This is a genomic window from Nocardia sp. NPDC059229 (genome assembly GCF_042754165.1).
Lineage (GTDB): Bacteria > Actinomycetota > Actinomycetes > Mycobacteriales > Mycobacteriaceae > Nocardia.
Window position 1 is genome coordinate 922,223 of record NZ_JBHZAK010000001.1, and the last position, 19,600, is coordinate 941,822.

The 19,600-nt window shown below is 69.6% G+C and carries 15 protein-coding genes; 11 read left to right on the top strand and 4 right to left on the bottom strand.

Going from position 1 to position 19,600, the window contains the following annotated elements:
- Positions 1 to 114 precede the first annotated feature (114 nt).
- Positions 115 to 1,410, top strand: coding sequence for a cytochrome P450 (locus ACFXHE_RS04320; protein WP_379380401.1), 1,296 nt, complete (start codon positions 115 to 117; stop codon positions 1,408 to 1,410).
- Between the two features lie 33 nt (positions 1,411 to 1,443).
- On the opposite strand, the gene ACFXHE_RS04325 is transcribed toward ACFXHE_RS04320, so the two are convergent.
- Entirely contained in the window at positions 1,444 to 3,003 is a 1,560-nt protein-coding gene (locus tag ACFXHE_RS04325; protein WP_379379633.1) for a carboxylesterase/lipase family protein, read from the bottom strand.
- Positions 3,004 to 3,112: 109 nt separating this feature from the next.
- On the opposite strand from ACFXHE_RS04325, the gene ACFXHE_RS04330 reads away from it, so the two are divergent.
- The 3 genes from ACFXHE_RS04330 to ACFXHE_RS04340 all read left to right on the top strand — a co-directional run bounded on the left by ACFXHE_RS04330 (position 3,113) and on the right by ACFXHE_RS04340 (position 5,164).
- A complete protein-coding gene (locus ACFXHE_RS04330) occupies positions 3,113 to 3,334 on the top strand; it encodes a zinc ribbon domain-containing protein (RefSeq protein WP_379379635.1) in 222 nt (73 codons plus the stop codon).
- A gap of 153 nt (positions 3,335 to 3,487) precedes the next feature.
- Entirely contained in the window at positions 3,488 to 3,844 is a 357-nt protein-coding gene (locus tag ACFXHE_RS04335) for a hypothetical protein (RefSeq protein WP_379379637.1), read from the top strand.
- Positions 3,845 to 3,874: 30 nt separating this feature from the next.
- Positions 3,875 to 5,164 (top strand): FAD-dependent monooxygenase, encoded by a 1,290-nt coding sequence (locus ACFXHE_RS04340; RefSeq protein WP_379379639.1) that lies wholly within the window; start codon positions 3,875 to 3,877, stop codon positions 5,162 to 5,164.
- On the opposite strand, the gene ACFXHE_RS04345 is transcribed toward ACFXHE_RS04340, so the two are convergent.
- On the bottom strand, positions 5,161 to 5,451 hold the full coding sequence (locus ACFXHE_RS04345; protein ID WP_354833890.1) for a SelT/SelW/SelH family protein: 291 nt from the start codon (positions 5,449 to 5,451) through the stop codon (positions 5,161 to 5,163). The two genes, ACFXHE_RS04340 and ACFXHE_RS04345, sit on opposite strands and share 4 nt — an antisense overlap.
- A gap of 185 nt (positions 5,452 to 5,636) precedes the next feature.
- Between ACFXHE_RS04345 and ACFXHE_RS04350 the strand changes: the two genes are divergently transcribed.
- From ACFXHE_RS04350 to ACFXHE_RS04380, 7 genes are all read left to right on the top strand, one after another.
- Positions 5,637 to 8,693, top strand: a complete 3,057-nt coding sequence (locus ACFXHE_RS04350; RefSeq protein WP_379379641.1) for a DUF5691 domain-containing protein — start codon at positions 5,637 to 5,639, stop codon at positions 8,691 to 8,693.
- A 2-nt stretch (positions 8,694 to 8,695) separates the two neighbouring features.
- Positions 8,696 to 9,790: an AAA family ATPase gene (locus ACFXHE_RS04355; protein WP_379380403.1), complete on the top strand. Its 1,095-nt coding sequence runs from the start codon at positions 8,696 to 8,698 to the stop codon at positions 9,788 to 9,790.
- Complete coding sequence (locus tag ACFXHE_RS04360) at positions 9,787 to 12,129, top strand: DUF5682 family protein (RefSeq protein WP_379379643.1); 2,343 nt, start codon at positions 9,787 to 9,789, stop codon at positions 12,127 to 12,129. Before ACFXHE_RS04355 ends, ACFXHE_RS04360 begins: the two co-directional genes overlap by 4 nt.
- Before the next feature lie 47 nt (positions 12,130 to 12,176).
- Positions 12,177 to 13,349 carry a VWA domain-containing protein gene (locus tag ACFXHE_RS04365; protein ID WP_379379645.1) on the top strand — a complete coding sequence of 391 codons (1,173 nt, stop codon included), beginning with the start codon at positions 12,177 to 12,179 and terminating at the stop codon, positions 13,347 to 13,349.
- Positions 13,350 to 13,446: 97 nt separating this feature from the next.
- A complete protein-coding gene (locus ACFXHE_RS04370; protein ID WP_379379647.1) occupies positions 13,447 to 14,892 on the top strand; it encodes a protein kinase in 1,446 nt (481 codons plus the stop codon).
- A 172-nt stretch (positions 14,893 to 15,064) separates the two neighbouring features.
- Positions 15,065 to 15,994, top strand: coding sequence for a DMT family transporter (locus tag ACFXHE_RS04375; RefSeq protein WP_379379649.1), 930 nt, complete (start codon positions 15,065 to 15,067; stop codon positions 15,992 to 15,994).
- Positions 15,995 to 16,054: 60 nt separating this feature from the next.
- Positions 16,055 to 16,927, top strand: coding sequence for an SDR family oxidoreductase (locus ACFXHE_RS04380; protein ID WP_379379651.1), 873 nt, complete (start codon positions 16,055 to 16,057; stop codon positions 16,925 to 16,927).
- A gap of 643 nt (positions 16,928 to 17,570) precedes the next feature.
- Here the strand turns inward: ACFXHE_RS04380 and ACFXHE_RS04385 are convergent.
- Positions 17,571 to 18,491 (bottom strand): alpha/beta hydrolase, encoded by a 921-nt coding sequence (locus ACFXHE_RS04385; RefSeq protein ID WP_379379653.1) that lies wholly within the window; start codon positions 18,489 to 18,491, stop codon positions 17,571 to 17,573.
- Positions 18,488 to 19,564, bottom strand: coding sequence for a saccharopine dehydrogenase NADP-binding domain-containing protein (locus tag ACFXHE_RS04390; RefSeq protein ID WP_379379655.1), 1,077 nt, complete (start codon positions 19,562 to 19,564; stop codon positions 18,488 to 18,490). The genes ACFXHE_RS04385 and ACFXHE_RS04390 overlap by 4 nt, the downstream gene beginning before the upstream one ends.
- Between the last annotated feature and the right edge of the window lie 36 nt (positions 19,565 to 19,600).

Sequence of the window (19,600 nt, forward strand, 5' to 3'; positions counted from 1 at the left end):
CCGAGTACGGCCCTCCTACCGCGGTAGGAGGGTCTTTTCCCTCCTCAGGATGTTTCTCGTCCGCGGCGGTTTCCGTACGGTGGAATCATCCGACGACGAGGGAGTCCCGCGATGATGAGTCCGCGATATTGGACCCGGTGGTTGGTCGAGCACGGCGCCCCGCGGTGGGCGCTGCGACTGCAGGCGCGGCAGGACAACCCGTTCGCGAAACTGATCACCACCTCGGACGCGCTGCACGACCCGTACCCGCAGATCGAGGAGATTCGCCGCCGCGGCCGCCTGGTGCACAACCCGTACACCTGGGCCTCCGCCGACTACGAGCTGACCCGGGCCATCCTGCGTGACAATCGCTTCGGCGCATTCGGGCCCGACGGCGTGGATATGCCGGCGTGGCTGCGCGATCGGCTGAAGCGGGCGCAGACCCCGCCCAATCCGGTCGAACCGCCCTCGATGCTGATGATCGATCCGCCGGATCACACCCGCATCCGCAAGTCGGTGTCGGCGGCCTTCACCCCGCGCGCCGTCGGCCGGCTGCGCGACCGGGTGGAGTCGGTGACCGCCGAGCTGCTGGACGCGCTGCCGCCCAACGGCTCCGCCGATCTCATCGCGGATTTCGCCCAGCAGGTGCCGATCGCCATCATCACCGAGATGCTGGGCTTCCCGCAGGCCTCCCGCGACGAGTTCCTCAGCTGGGGTGACGCGGCCAGCCCGCTGCTGGACATCGGCATCTCCTGGCGGTCCTGGCGCGATGCCTACACGGCCATGGGTGTCATGGACAGCTATCTGAACGAGCACCTGGCCGAGCTGCGGCGCGCGCCCGGCGAGGACATCCTCTCCAGCCTGGTGACGGCCGGGGAACTGAACGAGCGCGAGCTCAAGGCGACCGCGAGCCTGCTGATGGGCGCGGGGTTCGAGACCACCGTCAACCTGATCGGCAACGGCATCGTCCAATTGCTCTCGCATCCCGAGCAATTGGCCATGCTGCGCGCGGACCCGGACCTGTGGCCGCAGGCCGTGGACGAGATCCTGCGCTTCGACCCGCCGGTCACCATGACCGCGCGAATCGCCCTGTGCGACGCCGAGGTCGGTGACTTCCGGCTCGAGGCGGGCACGGTGCTCGTGATGTCGCTGGCGGGCGCGAACCGGGATCCGAAGAAGTTCGAGGACCCCAACCGCTTCGACATCACCCGCGCCGATGCCCGCGAGCACCTGACGTTCTCCAGCGGCATCCACACCTGTCTGGGCGCGAGCCTGGCCCGGATGGAGGGCGCGTACGCGCTCCGCGCGCTGTTCGACAGCTTCCCCGACCTCACCCTGGCGGGCACGCCCGAACGCCGCCGGCTCTACACCCTGCACGGCTACGCGCACATGCCCGCCCGGCTGGGCCGGCGCGCCACCGCCACCGTGTGATCGATTGCGGCCCACCGTGTGATCGATTGTGGCTCAGTAGAACCCGACCACGTCGTCGCCCCACACGGTATTGCGATCGCGGTCGGGGTCGTCGATGACCCGGTCCATATTGTCGATGACCAGGGTGGTGCGGGTCGCGGCGCTGTAGGGCGGCCAGTGCTTGGAGCCGTCGATGGCGGCGGGCACGCCGTATTCGGCGAAGGCCAGCCAACGGCGCATCATGCGGCCCGAAACCTCCTGTGCCGCTTTGCGTCCGCCCAGCCAGAAGGTGGGGTCGTAGTCGAAGGAGCCGAAATTGCCGAAGACATAGGGCAATTCGGTCGCGTGGCCGGCGCCGACCCGGGCGGCCTTGAGCATCGGGGTGGCGTGGTCGAAGCGGTACATCCAGGTCGGCGAGTGCGCCGAATGCGCGTCGGCCACCCAGTGCGAGGGCATGCGGAAGGCGGCGTCGGTGGACATGGTGAGCGCGCCGCGCGGGGTGCTGGACTCGTAGGCGGAGGCGATCTCGGCCAGCCGCTCCGGCGACAGGCCGGGGTGTTCGGCGGCCACCCCGCGCAGCATGGCGTTCACCGCGTCCGGGGTGACCGGCATGATGGGCGAGCGGAACAGCCGGAACAGCGAGGCCTCGTCCTTGTTGGTGCCGATGATCAGCGGCACCCGGTGCGAACGGCCCTGCTGGAAGCGCTCGCTCGGGTACGCGGGCAGCAGGTTGCCGTCCACCACCGGCGCGGCGGCCAGCCGGCCGGGTTCGCGCAACGGCACCTCGTCGAGCAGGGCGCCGGCCGCGGTCACGATGCGTTCGATGGGCATGGTGAGCAGCTCGGCCGAATGGTCGGGGGTCAGCTCCAGCAGTTCCAGATAGCGCTTGGCCACCACGGCGGCGCGTTCGGGCCCGAAAACCGTGGTGGCGGGCGGGGATTGGGCGATGGCTCGGTGGAACAGGCCCGCCGACAGCGGTGAGGTGAGCAGCGCGGTGACACAGCCCGCGCCGGAGGATTCGCCGAAGATGGTGACATTGCCCGGATCACCGCCGAAGGCCGCGGCATTGTCGCGCACCCACTGCAGGGCGGCGATCTGGTCGTGCAGGCCCAGATTCGGGACGAATTCCTCGCCGAGCGAGGACAGGTCGAGGAAGCCCAGTGCGCCGAGCCGGTAGTTGACCGCGACCACGATCACGTCACCGGTCTCGGCCAGCCGCCGCCCGTCGTAGATGGCCTGGGCGGCGGTGCCCAAGCAGAAGGCCCCGCCGTGCAGCCACACCAGGACCGGGCGGAGTTCGTCCGCGTCGGCGACCGGGGCCCAGAGATCGAGCCAGAGGCAGTTCTCGCCCATGCGCAGGTTGGCGTCGACGGGCACGAAGCCCGGGGTCTGCGGAGCGACGTCACCGACGCGCACGCATTCGCGGATGCCGGTCCAGGATTGCGGGGGCTGGGGCAATCGGAAGCGATTGGGCCCGGCCGTGCTGGCGCCGTAGGGAATGCCGCGCCACAGCGCCACCGCACCGTCCAGCACACCGGACACCTCGCCGTTGGCGGTCCGTGCAACCGGCGCGCCATCACGTTCCGACAGCCTGTCGAAGAATCGAGTGCTCACCACACCTCCTCGTACTCCGTAGATCGAGGGTACTGGGTGGTCCCAGGTGCACCGCGGGATCGATGTCAGCGCGCCGCCGCTACGCCCGGGCGTCGTTTACGCTGGGCGGGTGCCGAGCTATGCGTATCGATGCCGCAGCTGCGGCAACACCTTCGAGCTGACCCGTCCCATGGCCGAGGCGTCCGCCCCTGCGACGTGCCCGGAGGGCCACGACGACACCGTCAAACTCCTGACCACCTTCGGGACCGTGACCCGCGGCGGCACCGCCCCCGCACCCGCGCCGGCCCCGTCGAGCGGTGGCGGCTGCTGTGGTGGCGGCTGCTGTAGCTGATCCGGCAGCCGGCGGAAGCAGCGGATTATATATGGTCCAATGCGGCGTCTTCTAGAGTTCGGCGAAACCGCGTAGACTTCCAGCAGGTCGGGACAGCATTTCTGGAGCCCTATCATGACCGAGAGAAAGAGTTCACGCACAAGGTTCGCACGGTTGGCGGCTGCTGTCGGTATCGCCGCACTTGCCGCGATTCCGGTCGCCGCAGCCGCGGCAAAAGCGCCTACGGCGCAAGCAACGACGCCCACGTCTGCAACCCAACTCGTCGACAACCCCGGTGGCGGTGACGGCCACGGCTGGGGTGGCGGTGGCGGCGGCCACGGCTGGGGTGGCGGTGGCGGCCACGGCTGGGGTAACGGCCCTGGTTGGGGTGGCGGCCACGGCTGGGGTTGGGGCGGCAACGGCTGGGGTTGGGGCGGCAACGGCTGGGGTTGGGGCGGCAACGGCTGGGGTTGGGGAAACGGCAATGGCTGGGGATGGAATCCCGGCTGGGGTGGCTGGGGCAGCTTCTAGCGCCGGTGATCGAGCCCGGACACGCACAGCGTGCCGGGCTCGGTCGCATCGAGTACCACCCATGTGAAGCCAGGTTCGACCAACTCGGCTGAAGCCGGTGACGAGATGAAGATCGTGTGTGTCGGTGGCGGGCCGGCTGGGTTGTACTTCGCTATTTCGATGAAGCGACGCGACCCGGCCCATGACATCACGGTGATCGACCGCGATCCTCCCGGATCCACTTACGGCTGGGGCGTCGTGTATTGGGACGATCTGCTCGACATTCTGTATCGGAATGACCCCGACAGCGCCCAGGCGGTGCGTGCCGGGTCGGTCGTATGGCGTGAACAGGCAATCCATGTGTGCGACAACGAGACCGCGCATTTCGCGGGCTACGGGTTCAGCATGGGGCGCGCGGCATTGCTCGACGTACTTTCGCGACGGGCGAGGGACCTGGGCGTCGACGTCCAGCACGGGCGAGACGTCGATGATCTGTCCGGCTTCGGCGATTTCGATCTCATCGTCGCCTCCGACGGCGCGAACAGCCGGATACGACAGCTGGGTGATCATCGTTTCGGCACGTCCGTCACACTCGGCGAGAATCGATATATCTGGCTCGGTACGGACAAGGTCTTCACCCGATTCACCTTCGCCTTCGAACACACCTCGGCCGGTTGGATCTGGTTCCATGCCTACCCATCGATTGCCGGAAGAATCAGCACCTGCATCGTCGAATGCCAACCGCAGACTTGGCATGGACTGGGATTCGATTCCCTGGACAACCTGGAGAACGTGCGGGTTCTGGAGAACATATTCGGCCGCCCTCTCGACGGTCACTCGTTGATCAGCAAGACACGAGGCGAATTCGCAAGGTGGAGCCGCTTTCCCGAGGTGACCAACAAGACCTGGTATCACGACAACGTGGTGCTGCTCGGCGATGCGGCGCACACGACGCACTTCACCATCGGCTCGGGCACCCGGTTGGCAATCGTCGACGCTATCGTGCTCGCACAGAACCTGTACGAGCATGCCGAGGTCGCCGACGCACTGAAGAATTACGATGCGCAGCGGCGCGCTGCGCTGCGCCCGATACAGGCCGCCGCCCGCACCAGCATGGTCTGGTTCGAACACGCCGACCGGTATCTCGACCGCGGCGCCGTGCAGTTCGCCTATGCGATGTCGGTTCGGCACGGGCTGCAAATGCCGTGGCGGTATCAGCTGCACCTGCTCACACAGGTACCCACGGTGCGCAGGATCCGGCGTGCCATCGACTCCGGACAGCGGTGGCGGCGGGCTGCGCGACGAGGGGAACTCGCGATGGCACCCCGCTCGAGCCGCTAGCTCGCCGGTTCGGTGTCCTTCTTGTCCGCGTGGCCGAGCGAGCGACCGGGTGCCACCCGGTCGCGGACGCGCTGCTTGAGGATGGCGATATCGGGAAAACCGCCGTCGGCCTTGCGTTCCCAGATCTGGTCACCGTCGACGGTGATGCGGAAGACGCCGCCCTCGCCGGGGATGAGGGCGACCTCGGACAGGTCGGTGGCGAAGGTGGTGAGCAACTCCTGAGCCATCCAGCTGGCGCGAAGCAGCCAGCGGCACTGCGTGCAGTATTCGATCGCGACGCGAGGCATGTCCGCGACCTTACCGGGCGGGCCCCGCGCGGCCGTTGGAGCGGGCCCGCTCGTGGTTGTTGGAGCGGGCCCGCTCGTGGTTGTTGGAGCGGGCCCGCTCATGGTTGTTGGAGCGGGCCCGCTCATGGCCCGGATCTGTCGGTGCCCTCGGATACAACTTTGCTCAACCGAGGAAGGGGGGATGGATGACCACCGCTTGGACCGCCGATCACGTCGGATCGCTCGCACCGGACGCCGCATCGCTGACCGCCGCGCGCAAGCTGCGTGGCAAGTGGAGCGGCACCGGCATTCACGACACCGCGCTGTGGGGACTGTGCAAGGGCAGCGGCAGCCGACCGTATCAAACCATCGTGGATCTGTCGGGGCCCGCGTACAAATGCACCTGCCCGAGTCGCAAGTTTCCGTGCAAACACGCACTGTCCCTGCTGTTGTCGTGGAGTGCGGGTGATGTGCCCGCCGCGGACACCGTGGCCGATTTCGCCGCCGACTGGCTGGGTGGCCGGGCCGCCCGCGCCGAAAAGCAGGCTGCGCCCGAGGCCAAGCCCGCCCGCGGCGCCGGGGCCGCCGCCGATCAGCGCCGCGCCCGGGTCACCGCGGGTCTGGCCGATCTGGACATCTGGCTCACCGACCAGGTGCGCACCGGCCTGGCGCAGTCGGATCGATCGATCCGGGCCTTCGAGACGGTGGCGGCCCGCATGGTCGACGCGCAGGCTCCCGGCATCGCCGCGACCCTGCGCCAGTTACCGCTCGCCACCACCCATTCCGAATGGCCTCGGCTACTGCTGCGCGAATACGCCCGCCTGCACCTGCTGACCGCCGCGCACGCCCGTCTCGACACCCTCTCCCCCGGCCTGCGCGCCAGCGTGCGCACTCACATCGGGTACCCCACGCCGGCCGACACGGTCCGCGCCGAACCTGCGGTCCGCGACCGCTGGCTGGTCCTGGGCATCCGGATCACCACCGAAGACGGCCTCTACACTCGCCGAGTCTGGTTGCGCGGCCGCACATCCGGCCGCTGGGCCCTGCTTGTCGACCACCACTACGGCAGCCCCGCCTTCCCGAACGACACCCCGGCCCCCGGCTTCCAGGTGGACGCGAACCTCCACTTCTACCCGAGCGCCACACCCCTGCGCGCCCTCTGGGGCGACCGCCACGAAGACATCCCCGAACCCTTCACCACCATCCCGCTGCATACTGCCGGTTCCCCGGACGGCGACGCCGCGGGGGGAGATGAAGCCACCGACCAGAATGTATGTCCCGCTACCGATCTCGCAGCGGATGCCGCCGCGCAGATCGCGCCGGGGCGATCCGCCGAAGCCGGGACCGACGCTTCGGACGCACGGGCTCGCTCGAACGCCAATGCAGCGCCGACGGGAGCGAATCTGGGAACCATTGCCGCTGCTCTCGCCGAGCAGGCGCGGGCGTTGGGGGCCGATCCGTTTCTGCGGTCGTGGCCGGTGCTGCTGGCCGAGGTCGTGCCCGTTCGGGGCGAAAAGGGCTGGTACATCGTGGAATCCGGTAGCGATGCGCTGCCGGTGGCGACCGCCGAAGGTGAGCCGTGGCGACTGCTCGGGCTCTCCGGCGGGCATCCGGTCACGGTGATCGGCGAGTGGACGGTGGACGGGTTGGTGCCGGTTGCGGCACTCGCCGCCGGGGCCATGGTGGATGTCGGTGTGGCACAGGGAAATCCGATGCCGATCCGGGGTGGCGTCGAGGATACCGCGAGTGCCGAGCTGGTTTCGGCGGCGCTCGTCGGCACGGCGCGACGTCAGGCCGACCTGTCGGGATTGGCGTCGCCGGTTGCCGCCGCGACGACCGCGTTGACCGGGGATCGGGCCGCGGTCCTGCTGGAATCGATTGCGCTGCAGGACTGTTTCGCACGCGGCGGTGTCTCGGCCATCTCGGCGGAGCGCAGCGCGGCCGCGGCCGATGACGGACGGCGGTTGCTGCCGGTGGCGGCGGGTGCGCGGCTGACCCACCTGCTGGCCGACAATTCGCCGTTCCTCGACGAGTGGTTCGCGCTGGCCGGGCCGCGGGACTTCCGCGCTCCGGACGGAATGGTCAGCGGCCTGCTGGATCGGGCCAAGGCGCTGGCGTCGCATCGGGAACCGCTGCTGCGGCTGGCGGGTGCGCGGGGTCGCTGGCTGGCCGCGCAGCATCCCGGCTGGAAGTCGCTGGTGCGGGCCGCCGCCGAGGACGAGAGCGTGTGGTCGCACGGCCGGGCCGCGGAGCGGCGCAGCTGGTTGTCGCAGCTGCGGCAGCGGGATGCGGCGGCCGCGCGGGCGGCACTGGCGGCGTCCTGGGGAACCGAGTCCGGGCCGGGCAAGGCCGAACTGCTGGCAGTGCTGGCGGACGGCCTCTCGCTCGACGATGAGGCGCTGCTGGAGACCGCCCTCGACGACCGGCGCGCTGAGGTGCGCCGGCTGGCCGCGGATCTGCTGGGGCGGCTGCCGGATTCGGCCTTCGCGCGGCGGATGGCCGGCCGGGCCGCGGCCTGGCTGAGTTTCGGTTCCCGGCCGGTGCGGCCGCAGCTGGTCACCACCGGCCCGGGCGTCCTCGACGAGGCGGCCCGGCGCGATGGTGTCGGAGATTCCTTCGGCTACACCGCCTATCGCGCCGACGGCGCCCCCGATCTGTCCACCGAATGGCTGCACCGGGTGGTGGCCGCCACGCCGCTGCGGCACTGGGAGCGGCTGCTCGGCCCGGCCGAGGAGGCGGTGCGGGTGCCCATGGCCGAGGGCATGCGCGGCCCCATGATCGCGGGCTGGTCGGATGCCGCGCTGGCACAACGGAATCCGGAGTGGGCCCAAGCGCTGTTCGGGGCCCTCTCCGGCGCGGACGCCCGCGACGCCGACACCGACAAGCTGCGCGAGCTGTTCGCGCTCCAGCCGGAGGCCGATCAGGTGCGCTACCTGCGTGGCCTGGATTCCAGCTGGCTGGCCGAGATCGAATCCATGCTGCGCGCCATGCCGCATCCGTGGCCCGGTCCAATGGCCGAGCACGTGCTGCGGCTGCTCACCGAGCGCGCCCAGCTGTGCGCCGACCGGCCGGGTGCGCCCAGCCTGGTGCCCGGCTCCTACCGGACGCTGTTCCGCGCGGCGTCCGCTCACTTCCCGGTGGCGGTGGCGGGCATGGTGTCCGGTATTGCCCGCCGGTGCGCGGATCCGTACTGGGAGCAGGCCTTCGACCAGCTCGCCCATGACCTCATCGACCGCAAGACAATGCTCGAGGAGCTGCAGTGACCATGATTCAGGAACGGGACGCCCTGCTGCGCCCGCACGCCGAACAGACCTTCGCCGACGAGCTGAAGGCCCTGGCCGCCACCGACGATCGCCCGCGTCCGCCCTCCTGGAAGCTGTCGCCGTGGGCGGTGGTCACCTACCTGCTGGGCGGCACGCTGGCCGACGGCACCGTGATCTCCCCCAAGTACGTGGGCCCGCGCCGGCTCATGGAGGTCGCGGTCGCCACCCTCGCCACCGATCGCGCGCTGCTGTTGATCGGCGTGCCCGGCACCGCGAAAACGTGGGTGTCGGAACACCTTTCGGCCGCCATCGCCGGGCATTCCACGCTGCTGGTGCAGGGCACCTCCGGCACCGCCGAGGAGGCCATCCGCTACGGCTGGAACTACGCCCGGCTGCTGGCCGAGGGTCCGAGCGAGGCCGCGCTGGTGCCCTCGCCCATCATGACCGCCATGCGCGCCGGCTCCATCGCGCGGCTCGAGGAGCTCACCCGCATCCCCTCGGATGTGCAGGACGCGCTGATCACGGTGCTGTCGGAGAAGACGCTGCCGGTGCCGGAACTGGGCATGGAGGTGCAGGCGGCCAAGGGCTTCAATGTGATCGCCACCGCCAATGACCGCGACCGCGGCGTCAACGAGCTCTCCTCGGCGCTGCGCCGCCGGTTCAATACCGTGGTGCTGCCGCTGCCGGCCGGCGAGGACGAGGAGGTCTCCATCGTGACCCGCCGCGTCGAACAGCTCGGCGCCGCACTGGAATTGCCCGCCGTCCCCGCGGCGGCCGAGGAGATCCGGCGCGTGGTGCGGGTCTTCCGCGAACTGCGCTCGGGCATGACCGAGGACGGGCGCACCAAGCTCAAGTCGCCGACGGGCACGCTGTCGACGGCCGAGGCGATCTCGGTGATCACCAATGGCATAGCGCTGGCCGCGCATTTCGGCGACGGCGTGCTGCGGCCCGCCGATATCGCGGGCGCGGTGCTGGGCGCGGTGGTCAAGGATCCCGTCGCCGACCAGGTGGTGTGGACCGAATACCTGGAGGCCGTGGTGCGGCAGCGCCCCGACTGGGCCGACTTCTACCGGGCCTGCCGCGAGGTGCACGAATGACCACTGCCGTCGCGGTGTCGACCGACGCCGGAGTGTCGACCGAGACGCGGGTGTTCGGTATCCGCCACCACGGGCCCGGTTCGGCACGCTCGCTCGCGCTGGCGCTGGCGCGATTCCGGCCGGACGCCATCCTCATCGAGGGGCCGTCCGATGCCGATCCGCTCATCGGCTACCTTGCGGCCGAGGGGATGTCGCCACCGGTGGCGCTGCTCGCCTATCAGCCCGACAGCCCGGCCAAGGCCGCGTTCTGGCCCTTCGCGACCTTCTCGCCGGAGTGGGTGGCGCTGCGGTACGCGGTGGACAACGGTGTGGCCGTGGGCTTCTGCGATCTGCCCGCGAATGTCGCGCTCGCGGTGGCGGACGAGCCGGGCGACCGGACCGATCCGCTGGCCATCCTGGCGGCCGCGGCCGGGTACGACGACGCCGAACGCTGGTGGGATGCCATCGTCGAATCCGCCTCGGACGCCGATATCTTCGCTGCCGTCAACGCGGCCATGGGCGCCTTGCGGGAGCACGCCGAGCACCTGGACGGTGCGACCGCCGGCCGGGAATCCGATTCCGTTGTCCCGGTCGAGGGGTCCGGGACAGCAGAGGAGGACGAACCGCTCTCGGAGGACGGACCGGTCTCCATCGAATCGGTGCGGATCACGGTGGACGCGCAGACGTTGCGGCGTGAGGCGCATATGCGGCAGATCATGCGAAAGGCCTTGAAGGACGGCGCACAGCGGCTGGCCGTGGTGTGCGGCGCGTGGCACGCGCCGGCACTGGAGGGCAAGCTGGGCCCGGCCGCGGCCGATGCCCGGATCCTCAAGGGCATGCCGAAGAGCAAGGCCACGCTGACCTGGGTGCCGTGGACGCATTCGCGGCTGGCGAGCTCGTCCGGCTACGGCGCGGGCATCACCTCGCCGGGCTGGTACCACCACCTGTTCACCGAGACCGAGCAGCCCATCGCGCGGTGGCTGACCAAGGTGGCGGGCACGCTGCGGGCCCACGATCTGCCGGTGTCCAGCGCGCACATCATCGAATCCGTCCGGCTGGCAGATACTCTCGCGACCATGCGGGGGCGGCCGCTGGCCGGGCTGTCGGAGGTCACCGAGGCCACCCGGTCGGTGCTGTGCGATGGCGACGAGACGCTGTTGCGGCTGGTCAGCACCGAACTGGTGGTGGGCGAGGCGCTGGGGACGGTCCCGGACGGGACGCCGACGGTGCCGCTGGAGGCGGATCTGCGGGCCCAGATCAGGACGCTGCGGCTGAAACAGCAGGCCCTGGAACGGACGGTGGATCTGGATCTGCGCACCGATGGCGGGCTGGCGAGATCGCGCCTGCTGCACCGGCTCCGGCTGCTGGGTATCGGGTGGGGCAAGCTGACCGACAGCCAGGTGCGCAATACCGGCACCTTCCGGGAGACCTGGACGCTGCGGTGGCGGCCGGAGCTGGCGATCTCGATCGTCGAGGCGTCGCGCTGGGGTACCACGCTGCCGTCGGCGGCCGAGGCGAAAATCCTCGATACGGCGCACGACCCGGACGCGACGGTCGGGAAGGTGGCGTCCGCGCTGGAGGAGGCGCTGCTGGCCGATCTCGGCGGGGCCACCGATGGGCTCATCGTGCGGCTGGAATCGGTTGCGGCACTGGATCACGACGTCACCCATCTGATGTCCGCGCTGCCCGGATTGCTGCGCATCGTGCGCTACGGCGATGTGCGCGGCACGGACAGCGCGGCGCTGACCCGGGTGGCGGACAGTCTGCTGGTTCGCAGTTGCGCGGGTCTGCCGGGCACGGTGACCGGGCTCGATGCCGATGCGTCCGCTGCGCTGCGGGCTCAGATCGATGCGGTGCATCTGGCGCTGTCGGCACGTGACGACGAATGGGCCACCGGGACTTGGCTGTCCACGCTGGAGACCCTCGCCGATCGCGATGACGTCAACGGCGGGATCGTCGGGCGCGCGGTCCGCCTGCTCTGCGATGCCGAGCGCATCGACGGCGCGGAATCCGGGCGCCGACTATCCGCGGCGCTGTCGGTCGGGCGCACCGCTCCCGACAAGGCGGCCTGGATCGACGGCTTCCTGGGCGGGCGCGGTCTGCTGCTGGTCCACGACCGAAACCTGTTGTCGCTCATCGACGATTGGTTGTGCGGGCTCGACGAGGCGCAGTTCGTCGCAACCCTGCCGCTGCTGCGCCGGACCTTCGGAGCGTTCGAATCCGGCGAGCGGCAGGCCATCGGCCAGGCCGTACGGCACGGCGCGCCAACGGCTTCGGGCGCCCGCAGCACCGACTACGACACCGGCCGCGGCGAGCTCGCCATGCGCGGGGCGGCCGAGATCCTCGGAGTGGCGCGATGACTGCACATCGAAACCGGGGCGTTGCCGAAACTTTCGAGGGGATGGTCATGAACGAGATCGACGAGGCACAGGGGCGGCGGTGGCGGCTGGTGCTCGGCAGCGCCGGCGAGGCCGGGCTCGGGGGCGACGGGCTGGGCAATGCCGACGATCAGGCGATGGATCGGGCGCTGGGGGCGCTCTACGATTCCGGCGGGCAGGGCGGGAGCGGGCGACGCTCGGGCGGGCTCGGGGGTTCCGCGCCGCAGGTGTCGCGGTGGCTGGGCGATATCCGCCGGTACTTCCCGTCGACGGTGGTGGAGGTGATGCAGCGGGACGCGGTGGATCGGCTCAACCTCACCGAATTGCTGCTCGAGCCCGAGCTTTTGGAGGCGGTCGAGCCGGATGTGCATCTGGTGGGGACACTGCTGAGCCTGAACCGGGTGATGCCGGAGACCACCAAGGCCACCGCCCGCATGGTGGTGGAGAAGGTGGTGCAGGAGATCGAGCGGCGGATCGCGGCGGCGACCGTGGCCGCCGTGGGCGGGGCGCTGAACCGGGCGGCGCGGGTGTCGCGGCCGAAGCTGCGGGATATCGACTGGGACCGGACCATTCGCAAGAACCTGGCGAACTATCTGCCCGAGCATCGGACCGTGGTGCCCGAGCGGCTGGTCGGGTACGGGCGCAAGGCGCAGGCGGTCAAACGGGATGTGGTGCTGGCCATCGATCAGTCGGGGTCCATGGCGTCGAGCGTGGTGTACGCCTCGGTGTTCGGCGCGGTGCTGGCGTCCATGCGGTCGCTGCGCACCTCGCTGGTGGTATTCGATACGGCCGTCGTGGATCTCACCGAGAAGCTGGCGGATCCGGTGGAGGTGCTGTTCGGCACGCAGCTGGGCGGCGGCACCGATATCAATCGCGCCATCGCCTACTCGCAGTCGCTCATCACCCGGCCGGCCGACACGCTGTTCGTGCTGATCTCCGACCTGTACGAGGGCGGCGTCCGCGCGGAGATGCTGCGGCGCATTCGCGCCATGAAGGAGGCCGGGGTGCAGGTGGTGGTGCTGCTGGCGCTCTCGGACGAGGGCGCTCCGGCCTACGACCGTGACAATGCGGCGGCGCTGACCGCGCTGGGTGTGCCCGCGTTCGCCTGCACTCCGGACCGCTTCCCCGACCTGCTCGCGGTGGCTCTGGATCGCGGCGATGTTGGGGCGTGGGCACACAAGGCTCTGCACTGCCAGACATAATGGGCACGCACCACGTGGTGACCCAGCCATGACGTGCACTGGATGATGGAAAGCCGCCCGGAGCGAAGCGGAGGGCAAAAAGATTCGGAGGGCTGATTTGCGCTCTGGTGATGTGTTCGCCGGTTACGTCATCGAACGCGAGCTCGGTCGCGGCGGTATGGGCTCGGTGTATCTGGCCAAGCATCCGCGGCTGCCGCGCATGACGGCGCTGAAGCTGCTGAATCAGGAGATGTTCGCCGACGACGAGATTCGCGCCCGCTTCATCCGCGAGGCGGATCTGGTCGCCCGGCTGGACCACCCGAATATCGTCACCGTGTACGACCGCGGTGACGAGGGCGAGCAGCTGTGGATCTCCATGCAGTACATCGACGGGATCAACGCCTCCTCGATCACCCCCGGCACGCTGCCGCCGCTGCGCGCTGCCCAGATCATCGGCGAGACCGCCAAGGCACTGGACTACGCGCACGGTCTGGGTGTCCTGCACCGCGATGTGAAGCCGGCCAATATCCTGCTGGCCCGCTCGTCGTCCAAAACCGGCTCCGGCGAACGTGTCTACCTGACCGACTTCGGCATCGCCCGCCTGCGTGATGACACCGGCCACCTCACCCAGACCGGCACGGTCACCGCCACGCTCGCCTACGCCTCGCCCGAGCAGTTGACCGGCGCGTCGCTCGACGGCCGCTCCGACCAGTACTCCCTGGCCTGCACGCTCTTCCAACTCCTCACCGGCACAGTCCCGTTCGAGGGCACCAGCCCCGCCGCGGTCATCCGCGGCCACCTCCAGCAGCCCCCGCCGCCGGCGAGCCCGCTCCGCCAGGCGCTGCCGCGCACCATCGACGCGGTCCTCACCAAGGCTCTCTCCAAGCGGCCGGCCGATCGGTACCGCTCCTGCGTCGAATTCGCCGCCGCCGCCGAACGTGCCCTCCAGGCGCCCCGCACCGCGGCGCCCCCGCGCCCGCCGACCCCCGCGCATCCGCAGCCGGTCGTCGCCCCGCGCCCGCCGACGCCCGTGCGCCCACAGCCGGTGATCCAGCAGCCGCCCAATCCGACACCGTCGACGCCGCGCCCGCTGGTGGGCCCAGGCCCGGGCCCGTCCTACCCGAACCAGGCCCCGTCCTACCCCAGCCCGGGCCCCGCGTACCCGGTCCCGCCCACGTCGAACCCGTCCTTTCCCAACCAGCCGATTCCGAATCAGCAGGTATCGACCCCGGCGTACACGAATCAGCCCGCGCCGCAAACCTTTTCGAATCCGGCGGTAGCCCCGGCCCCGTCGTACAACCAACCGCAGGCCTACACCCCGCGGACCAACCCACCCCCGACCTACACTCCCCCGCAACACAATTCGAACACGACGGCCTGGCTGATCGCCGCCATCGTCACCGTCCTGGTCATCGTCATCATCGTGATCGCGGTGATCATCAAGAGCAGCAAGTCCAAGGCCGACGCCCCGCAACACCCGGACACAGTCGTCACCCTCGCCTTCGCCGACGCCCTGACCCCCGACAACGCCCTGGGCGACAAGCCCTTCCACATCACCCTCTGAACCAGCCCTGCCGGCCAACCGAGTTCCACCACAGCCAGGCACCACCCGCCCGGCGGCGATGAGCCGTCGGCGGAGCAGCGGCCCCGCCGGTAGGCGTCGCAACGGGCGGCTTCGATGACGCACGTCAGAAATTCGGTGGTCGGATGCGCAATCACGCGGTCAGACTGCACCGGTGGCGACGACGGAAAGGGTTGGGCGGCCGCCGATCCGAGTCCAGGCGACCGGGTGGGCTCTGACCTCATGCGCACTGTTCGCGAGTTCCGGTCCGGTGGCCAAGGCGGTGATGGCGACGGGCTGGTCCCCGGCGGCGGTGACTTCGGTTCGGATCACGTTGGCCGCAGTATTCCTCGTCCCGGTGGTTGCCGTATTGCGGCCGTGGGCGCTGCGGTTCCGCCGTGCCGACCTGTGGTTACTGCTCGGCTATGGGGCGCTCGGCGTCGCCGGGGTGCAAATGTTGTTCTTCGTTGCGGTGGCCCGGATTCCGGTTGCGGTAGCGATGGTGCTGGTCAATCTCGCGCCCGTGCTGGTCGCGCTCTGGGTGCAGACAGCACGGCACACTCGACTGCCCGCGCCGGTTTGGCTGGGCATCGGATTGGCGCTGACCGGCTTGGCCCTGGTCGCACAGCTCTGGCAGAGCACCCACCTGAACATGCTCGGTCTTGCCGCCGGTCTGGGCTCGGCGATCTGCTCGGCCGGATACTTCCTGCTCGGCGAACACGGTGCCGGCAGGCACGACCCGGCCGGGCTGACTGCCCTCGGATTGACCATCGGCGCGGTGGTGGTGGCCGTGTTCACCCCGCCGTGGACGCTACCCACCCACTTACTCACAGCCCCTGCAGTATTGGGCGGTCTGCAGGCTCCGGTGTGGCTGCTCTTGCTGACCCTGGCCGTCGCCGGCACCGTGCTGCCCTACCTGGCCGGACTCCGAGCCCTCCGCGACCTGCCCTCAGCTCCGGCGAGCGTGCTGGCCGTGGTGGAACCGCTGGTCGCCGCCGTCCTGGCCTGGCTGCTGCTCGGCCAATCGCTCGGACCGACACAGATAGTCGGGGCGGTGATCATGCTGATCGGCGCAATACTCGTGCAACTGAACACCTCGAGGTAGTACGGGAAATAACGAATTCTCGTGATGTGGTGGGGTGGTCTTCAGCGGAAGTATTCATGCATGAGCAGCACAGAGATTCGCAACTCCCGCCCGACCGTTCTCGTCACCGGAGCGACCGGGGGCGTCGGTCGTCACCTTGTCTCCACCCTCCTCGCTCGCGGCGTCGCGGTCCGCGCGCTGACCCGTAAGCCCGAGGACGCCAACCTGCCCGAGGGGGTCGAGGTTGTCGCGGGTGATCTCGCTGACGCCTCGACCCTCGGGGCGCAGGTGTTCGAGGGTGTTGATCGCGCCTTCGTGTTCCCGGCGCGGGGCGTCGACACCTTCATGGAAGCGGCTGTGGCCGCTGGAGTGGACCGGTTCACGGTGTTGTCCTCGCTGGCCGCGGCGATGGAATTCCCCCGTGACCACGGCTCGGCGAGCCAGCTGCACCACAGTGCCGTGGAAGCCGCCGTCACCGAGCGCACCGACGGGTGGACGATCCTGCGCCCCGGCACCTTTGCCAACAACCTGCTCGAATGGCGGTGGCAGATCAGCTCGGGTGCGCCGATCCGGGCACCGTACCTGGCGTCCGCTCAGGCCCCGATCCACGAATTCGACGTCGCCGAGGCCGCGGCCGAGACGCTGCTGTCCGACGAGCACATCGGCCAGATCATCCCGATCACCGGCCCGCAGGCGCTCGCCCGCACCGAGCAGGTCGCCACCCTCAGCGCCGCGCTCGGCCGGGAGATCCCGCTGATCGAGATCACGGCCGACGAATTCCGCGCCGAGACAGCGCAATTCATCCCCGAGCCGATCATGAAGATGCTGCTCGACTACTGGAGCGACACCCTCACCACCCCCGACCGGGTGCGTCCCGCCACCGCGGTGACCGGCAAGCCCGGACGCACCCTCGCCGAGTGGGCCGAAGACCACCGCGCCGACTTCGGCGCCTGACAACTCCACCGATCACGTGGCCCGGCCATCCAGACCGGGCCACTCCGTCGTACCGTCGCCGCTCTCGCTTCACGATCCCCCTCCTTCCGCCGAGGGAGGGCAGTATGAGGAACCGGGGAGGTGAAGTTGTCAAGGCTGAGGACGGCACGTAAGCACTTGCAAAGGAACATGATTCGCCGGATGCAAGGCTGCATGAAGGGCTACGATCACGAGCGTTACTGGGCCGCCATCTCACCTGCGTGCCTGCCGTGAAGCGCATCGAACGGAGGCACAAGTGCCATTCGGACCGCGCGGGTCGCGGCATGAGCGCGCACTCGAGTTCGCTGGAGCCAGCCAGGTGATGTGGCCGCAGGGATGATCCCAGGGCGGTGCCGGGGCGAGCGGATGAGGTGAGGGAGCTGGCGCTATTTCGTCAGACCCAGCATCGCGGCCATGAGTCCGAAGTTCGCTGCAGGCTGTCAGTCGGTGCACAACCCTCTATCCCAGCCGTCCGACTTCATCTGGATGCGTTCGCCGGACTGTTGTTTCCACAGTGATTGCGCTTACCGCCGTCCTTTCGATGTTTTCATCGCGGGATCTTTCGAACGGTCGCCGAATCGCCGACGGGGTTGCGGCGAACCAGGCGAAATTCATCCGGTTCGCGCTACGAGGAGGTTGGGCGTGCCGATCGGGCGTGCCTGGTGAGGAATTCCAGCTCTACTCTGAGCACGTCGGAGTGGTCGATCCCGCCGTCATAGACGTCGTAATGCCCGCCGCGGCTGCGGTAGAGCTCGCCGCGGGGCGCTCGCGCGGCGGCCTGGGTGGCGGGTCCGGTAGGGGCCATGGTGTCGGATTCGGCGACGACCATCAGTAGGGGGCATTGGATTCGGTGGGCCGTTCGGACGGGGCGGTGGACGGCGATGTCGAGCAGTGATCGTGCGGTGATGCGGTTGGGCCAGGGCTCTCCGTCGGTCGGGGTGAGTCGATGTAGTCCAGTCAGTGAGTCGTTTGTCGCGATCACGCCGAGGCTGTCGGGTCCGACGCTGAGCGGCAGGTATTTCGGCGGGTTGCCGGCGACGCCCGAGAGCGCGTCTGCCACTGCGGTGGCGGTCAGGCGCAGCGCGCGCGGTGGAGCCACATTCCCCATCCCGGCCAAGCCGTCGACGAGGGGGCATTGCGCGATGGCTCCGGCCAGTGCCGGATCGGTGGCGGCGATATCGAGGATGTGCATGCCGGCGAAGGAGGTTCCCCAGATGAACAGCCGGTCGTTGTCGAGCGAGTCGTGGCGACGCGCCCACGCGAGGGCGGTGCGGTAGTCCTCGCGCTGGCGGCGGATCGACAGGAACTCGCGTGGTTCGCCGCCGGAGCGGCCCCAGTGCCGGTAGTCGAATACGAGGGCAGCAAAGCCGTTGTCGGCGAAGAACTCCGCGAACGGTGCCAGCCCGGCCGCCTTGACTCCGCCGATGCCGTGCGCCATCACCACCGTCGGATGCGGAGCCGGTGACGACGGCAGGTACAGCCAGCAGTCCAGTTCGGTGTCCGCGCCTGCGGGGATACGCACGTGCTCTCGGGTGGTGTTGGTCATCGCGGGTCCTTCGCCGTGGAGTCGACAGTGATGGTGCCGCCCGCGGAGCGGGCGAGATCGGGGCCGAACAATGCGCCGGGGGTGAACGCGCCGGGGCGGCCGTCGCCGCCGGCGAGCCGGGCCGCGACCGTGGCCGCGACCCGGCTGGTGAACGCGTAGCCCTCACCGGTCTGCAACCACGCCTGGCGTGTTTCCCCGCCCTCCCATTCCGCGCACGCGTACGCCCACGAGATCTCACCGGGCGTGCTCGGTGGTGTCAGTTGCCAGCGGTCGATGAGCCGGATCACGGTGCGCCGCAACGCATCCACCCGAAGCGCCGCGCCCACCATCGGCAGCGAGGCTCGCGCCATACGGCCGGTGGGCACCTCACTGGAAGTCGCGATCACCGCACCGGCGCCCGAGGCGCGCAGCGCCGCTACCAACTCACCGGTGGGTACCGCCACTGTGGCACGCGCGGTGCCGTCGGGCAGCGGAGTGTGTTGCAGGTGAGCGCCGAGCCGGGTCCGCACGAGGCGGCCGTCCCGGTAGATCAGCCCGCCGGTCGCCGCCGCATCCACCACGCTGGCCAGCACCGCCGGACCCAGGCCGTCCACGACGGGCATCGCCGCGACCCGGACCCGGATCGGGGCCGGGCGCCCCGCGCACAGCTCGTAGACCAGCGCTTCGCTGGCGAGGGTGCCGAATCCTGCACCGGTGACAAGGGTCGCCCCTGCGGCCCGGGCCGCCGAATCCAGCTCCAGCAATGACTGCACGGGCTGGAATTCGTTGGCCAGATCCACGTAGTGACTGCCCGCGGCCACACAAGCCTGCGCGGTCGGGACCGTCGTCGTACCGAACGGCCCGACCGTGTTGACGACGACGTCCGGTCTGCCCGCAGCGATTTCGCCGAGCGGATCATCGGTGACCAGCGTCCGTGGCGGTACCCCGCCCGACGCCTCGATCGTCGCGGCGGCCTCGGCCAGCCGCTGAGCATTGCGGCCGACCAGCACGATCCGATGCCCACCGGCACGTAATTCGGCACTGATGTTTCGCCCGGCGCGGCCGGTCGCGCCGATGATCCAGATTTCACCCATGCACATACGCTACGTTGTGTAGCGTATGTCTGGCAA

Excerpts from the sequence above, each read along its gene's own strand:
- ACFXHE_RS04320 (WP_379380401.1), top strand. The coding sequence starts at position 115 with ATGAGTCCGCGATATTGGACCCGGTGGTTGGTCGAGCACGGCGCCCCG.
- ACFXHE_RS04345 (WP_354833890.1), bottom strand. The coding sequence starts at position 5,451 with ATGCCTCGCGTCGCGATCGAATACTGCACGCAGTGCCGCTGGCTGCTT.
- ACFXHE_RS04350 (WP_379379641.1), top strand. The coding sequence starts at position 5,637 with ATGACCACCGCTTGGACCGCCGATCACGTCGGATCGCTCGCACCGGAC.
- ACFXHE_RS04355 (WP_379380403.1), top strand. The coding sequence starts at position 8,696 with ATGATTCAGGAACGGGACGCCCTGCTGCGCCCGCACGCCGAACAGACC.
- ACFXHE_RS04360 (WP_379379643.1), top strand. The coding sequence starts at position 9,787 with ATGACCACTGCCGTCGCGGTGTCGACCGACGCCGGAGTGTCGACCGAG.
- ACFXHE_RS04365 (WP_379379645.1), top strand. The coding sequence starts at position 12,177 with ATGAACGAGATCGACGAGGCACAGGGGCGGCGGTGGCGGCTGGTGCTC.
- ACFXHE_RS04380 (WP_379379651.1), top strand. The coding sequence starts at position 16,055 with ATGAGCAGCACAGAGATTCGCAACTCCCGCCCGACCGTTCTCGTCACC.
- ACFXHE_RS04385 (WP_379379653.1), bottom strand. The coding sequence starts at position 18,491 with ATGACCAACACCACCCGAGAGCACGTGCGTATCCCCGCAGGCGCGGAC.
- ACFXHE_RS04390 (WP_379379655.1), bottom strand. The coding sequence starts at position 19,564 with ATGGGTGAAATCTGGATCATCGGCGCGACCGGCCGCGCCGGGCGAAAC.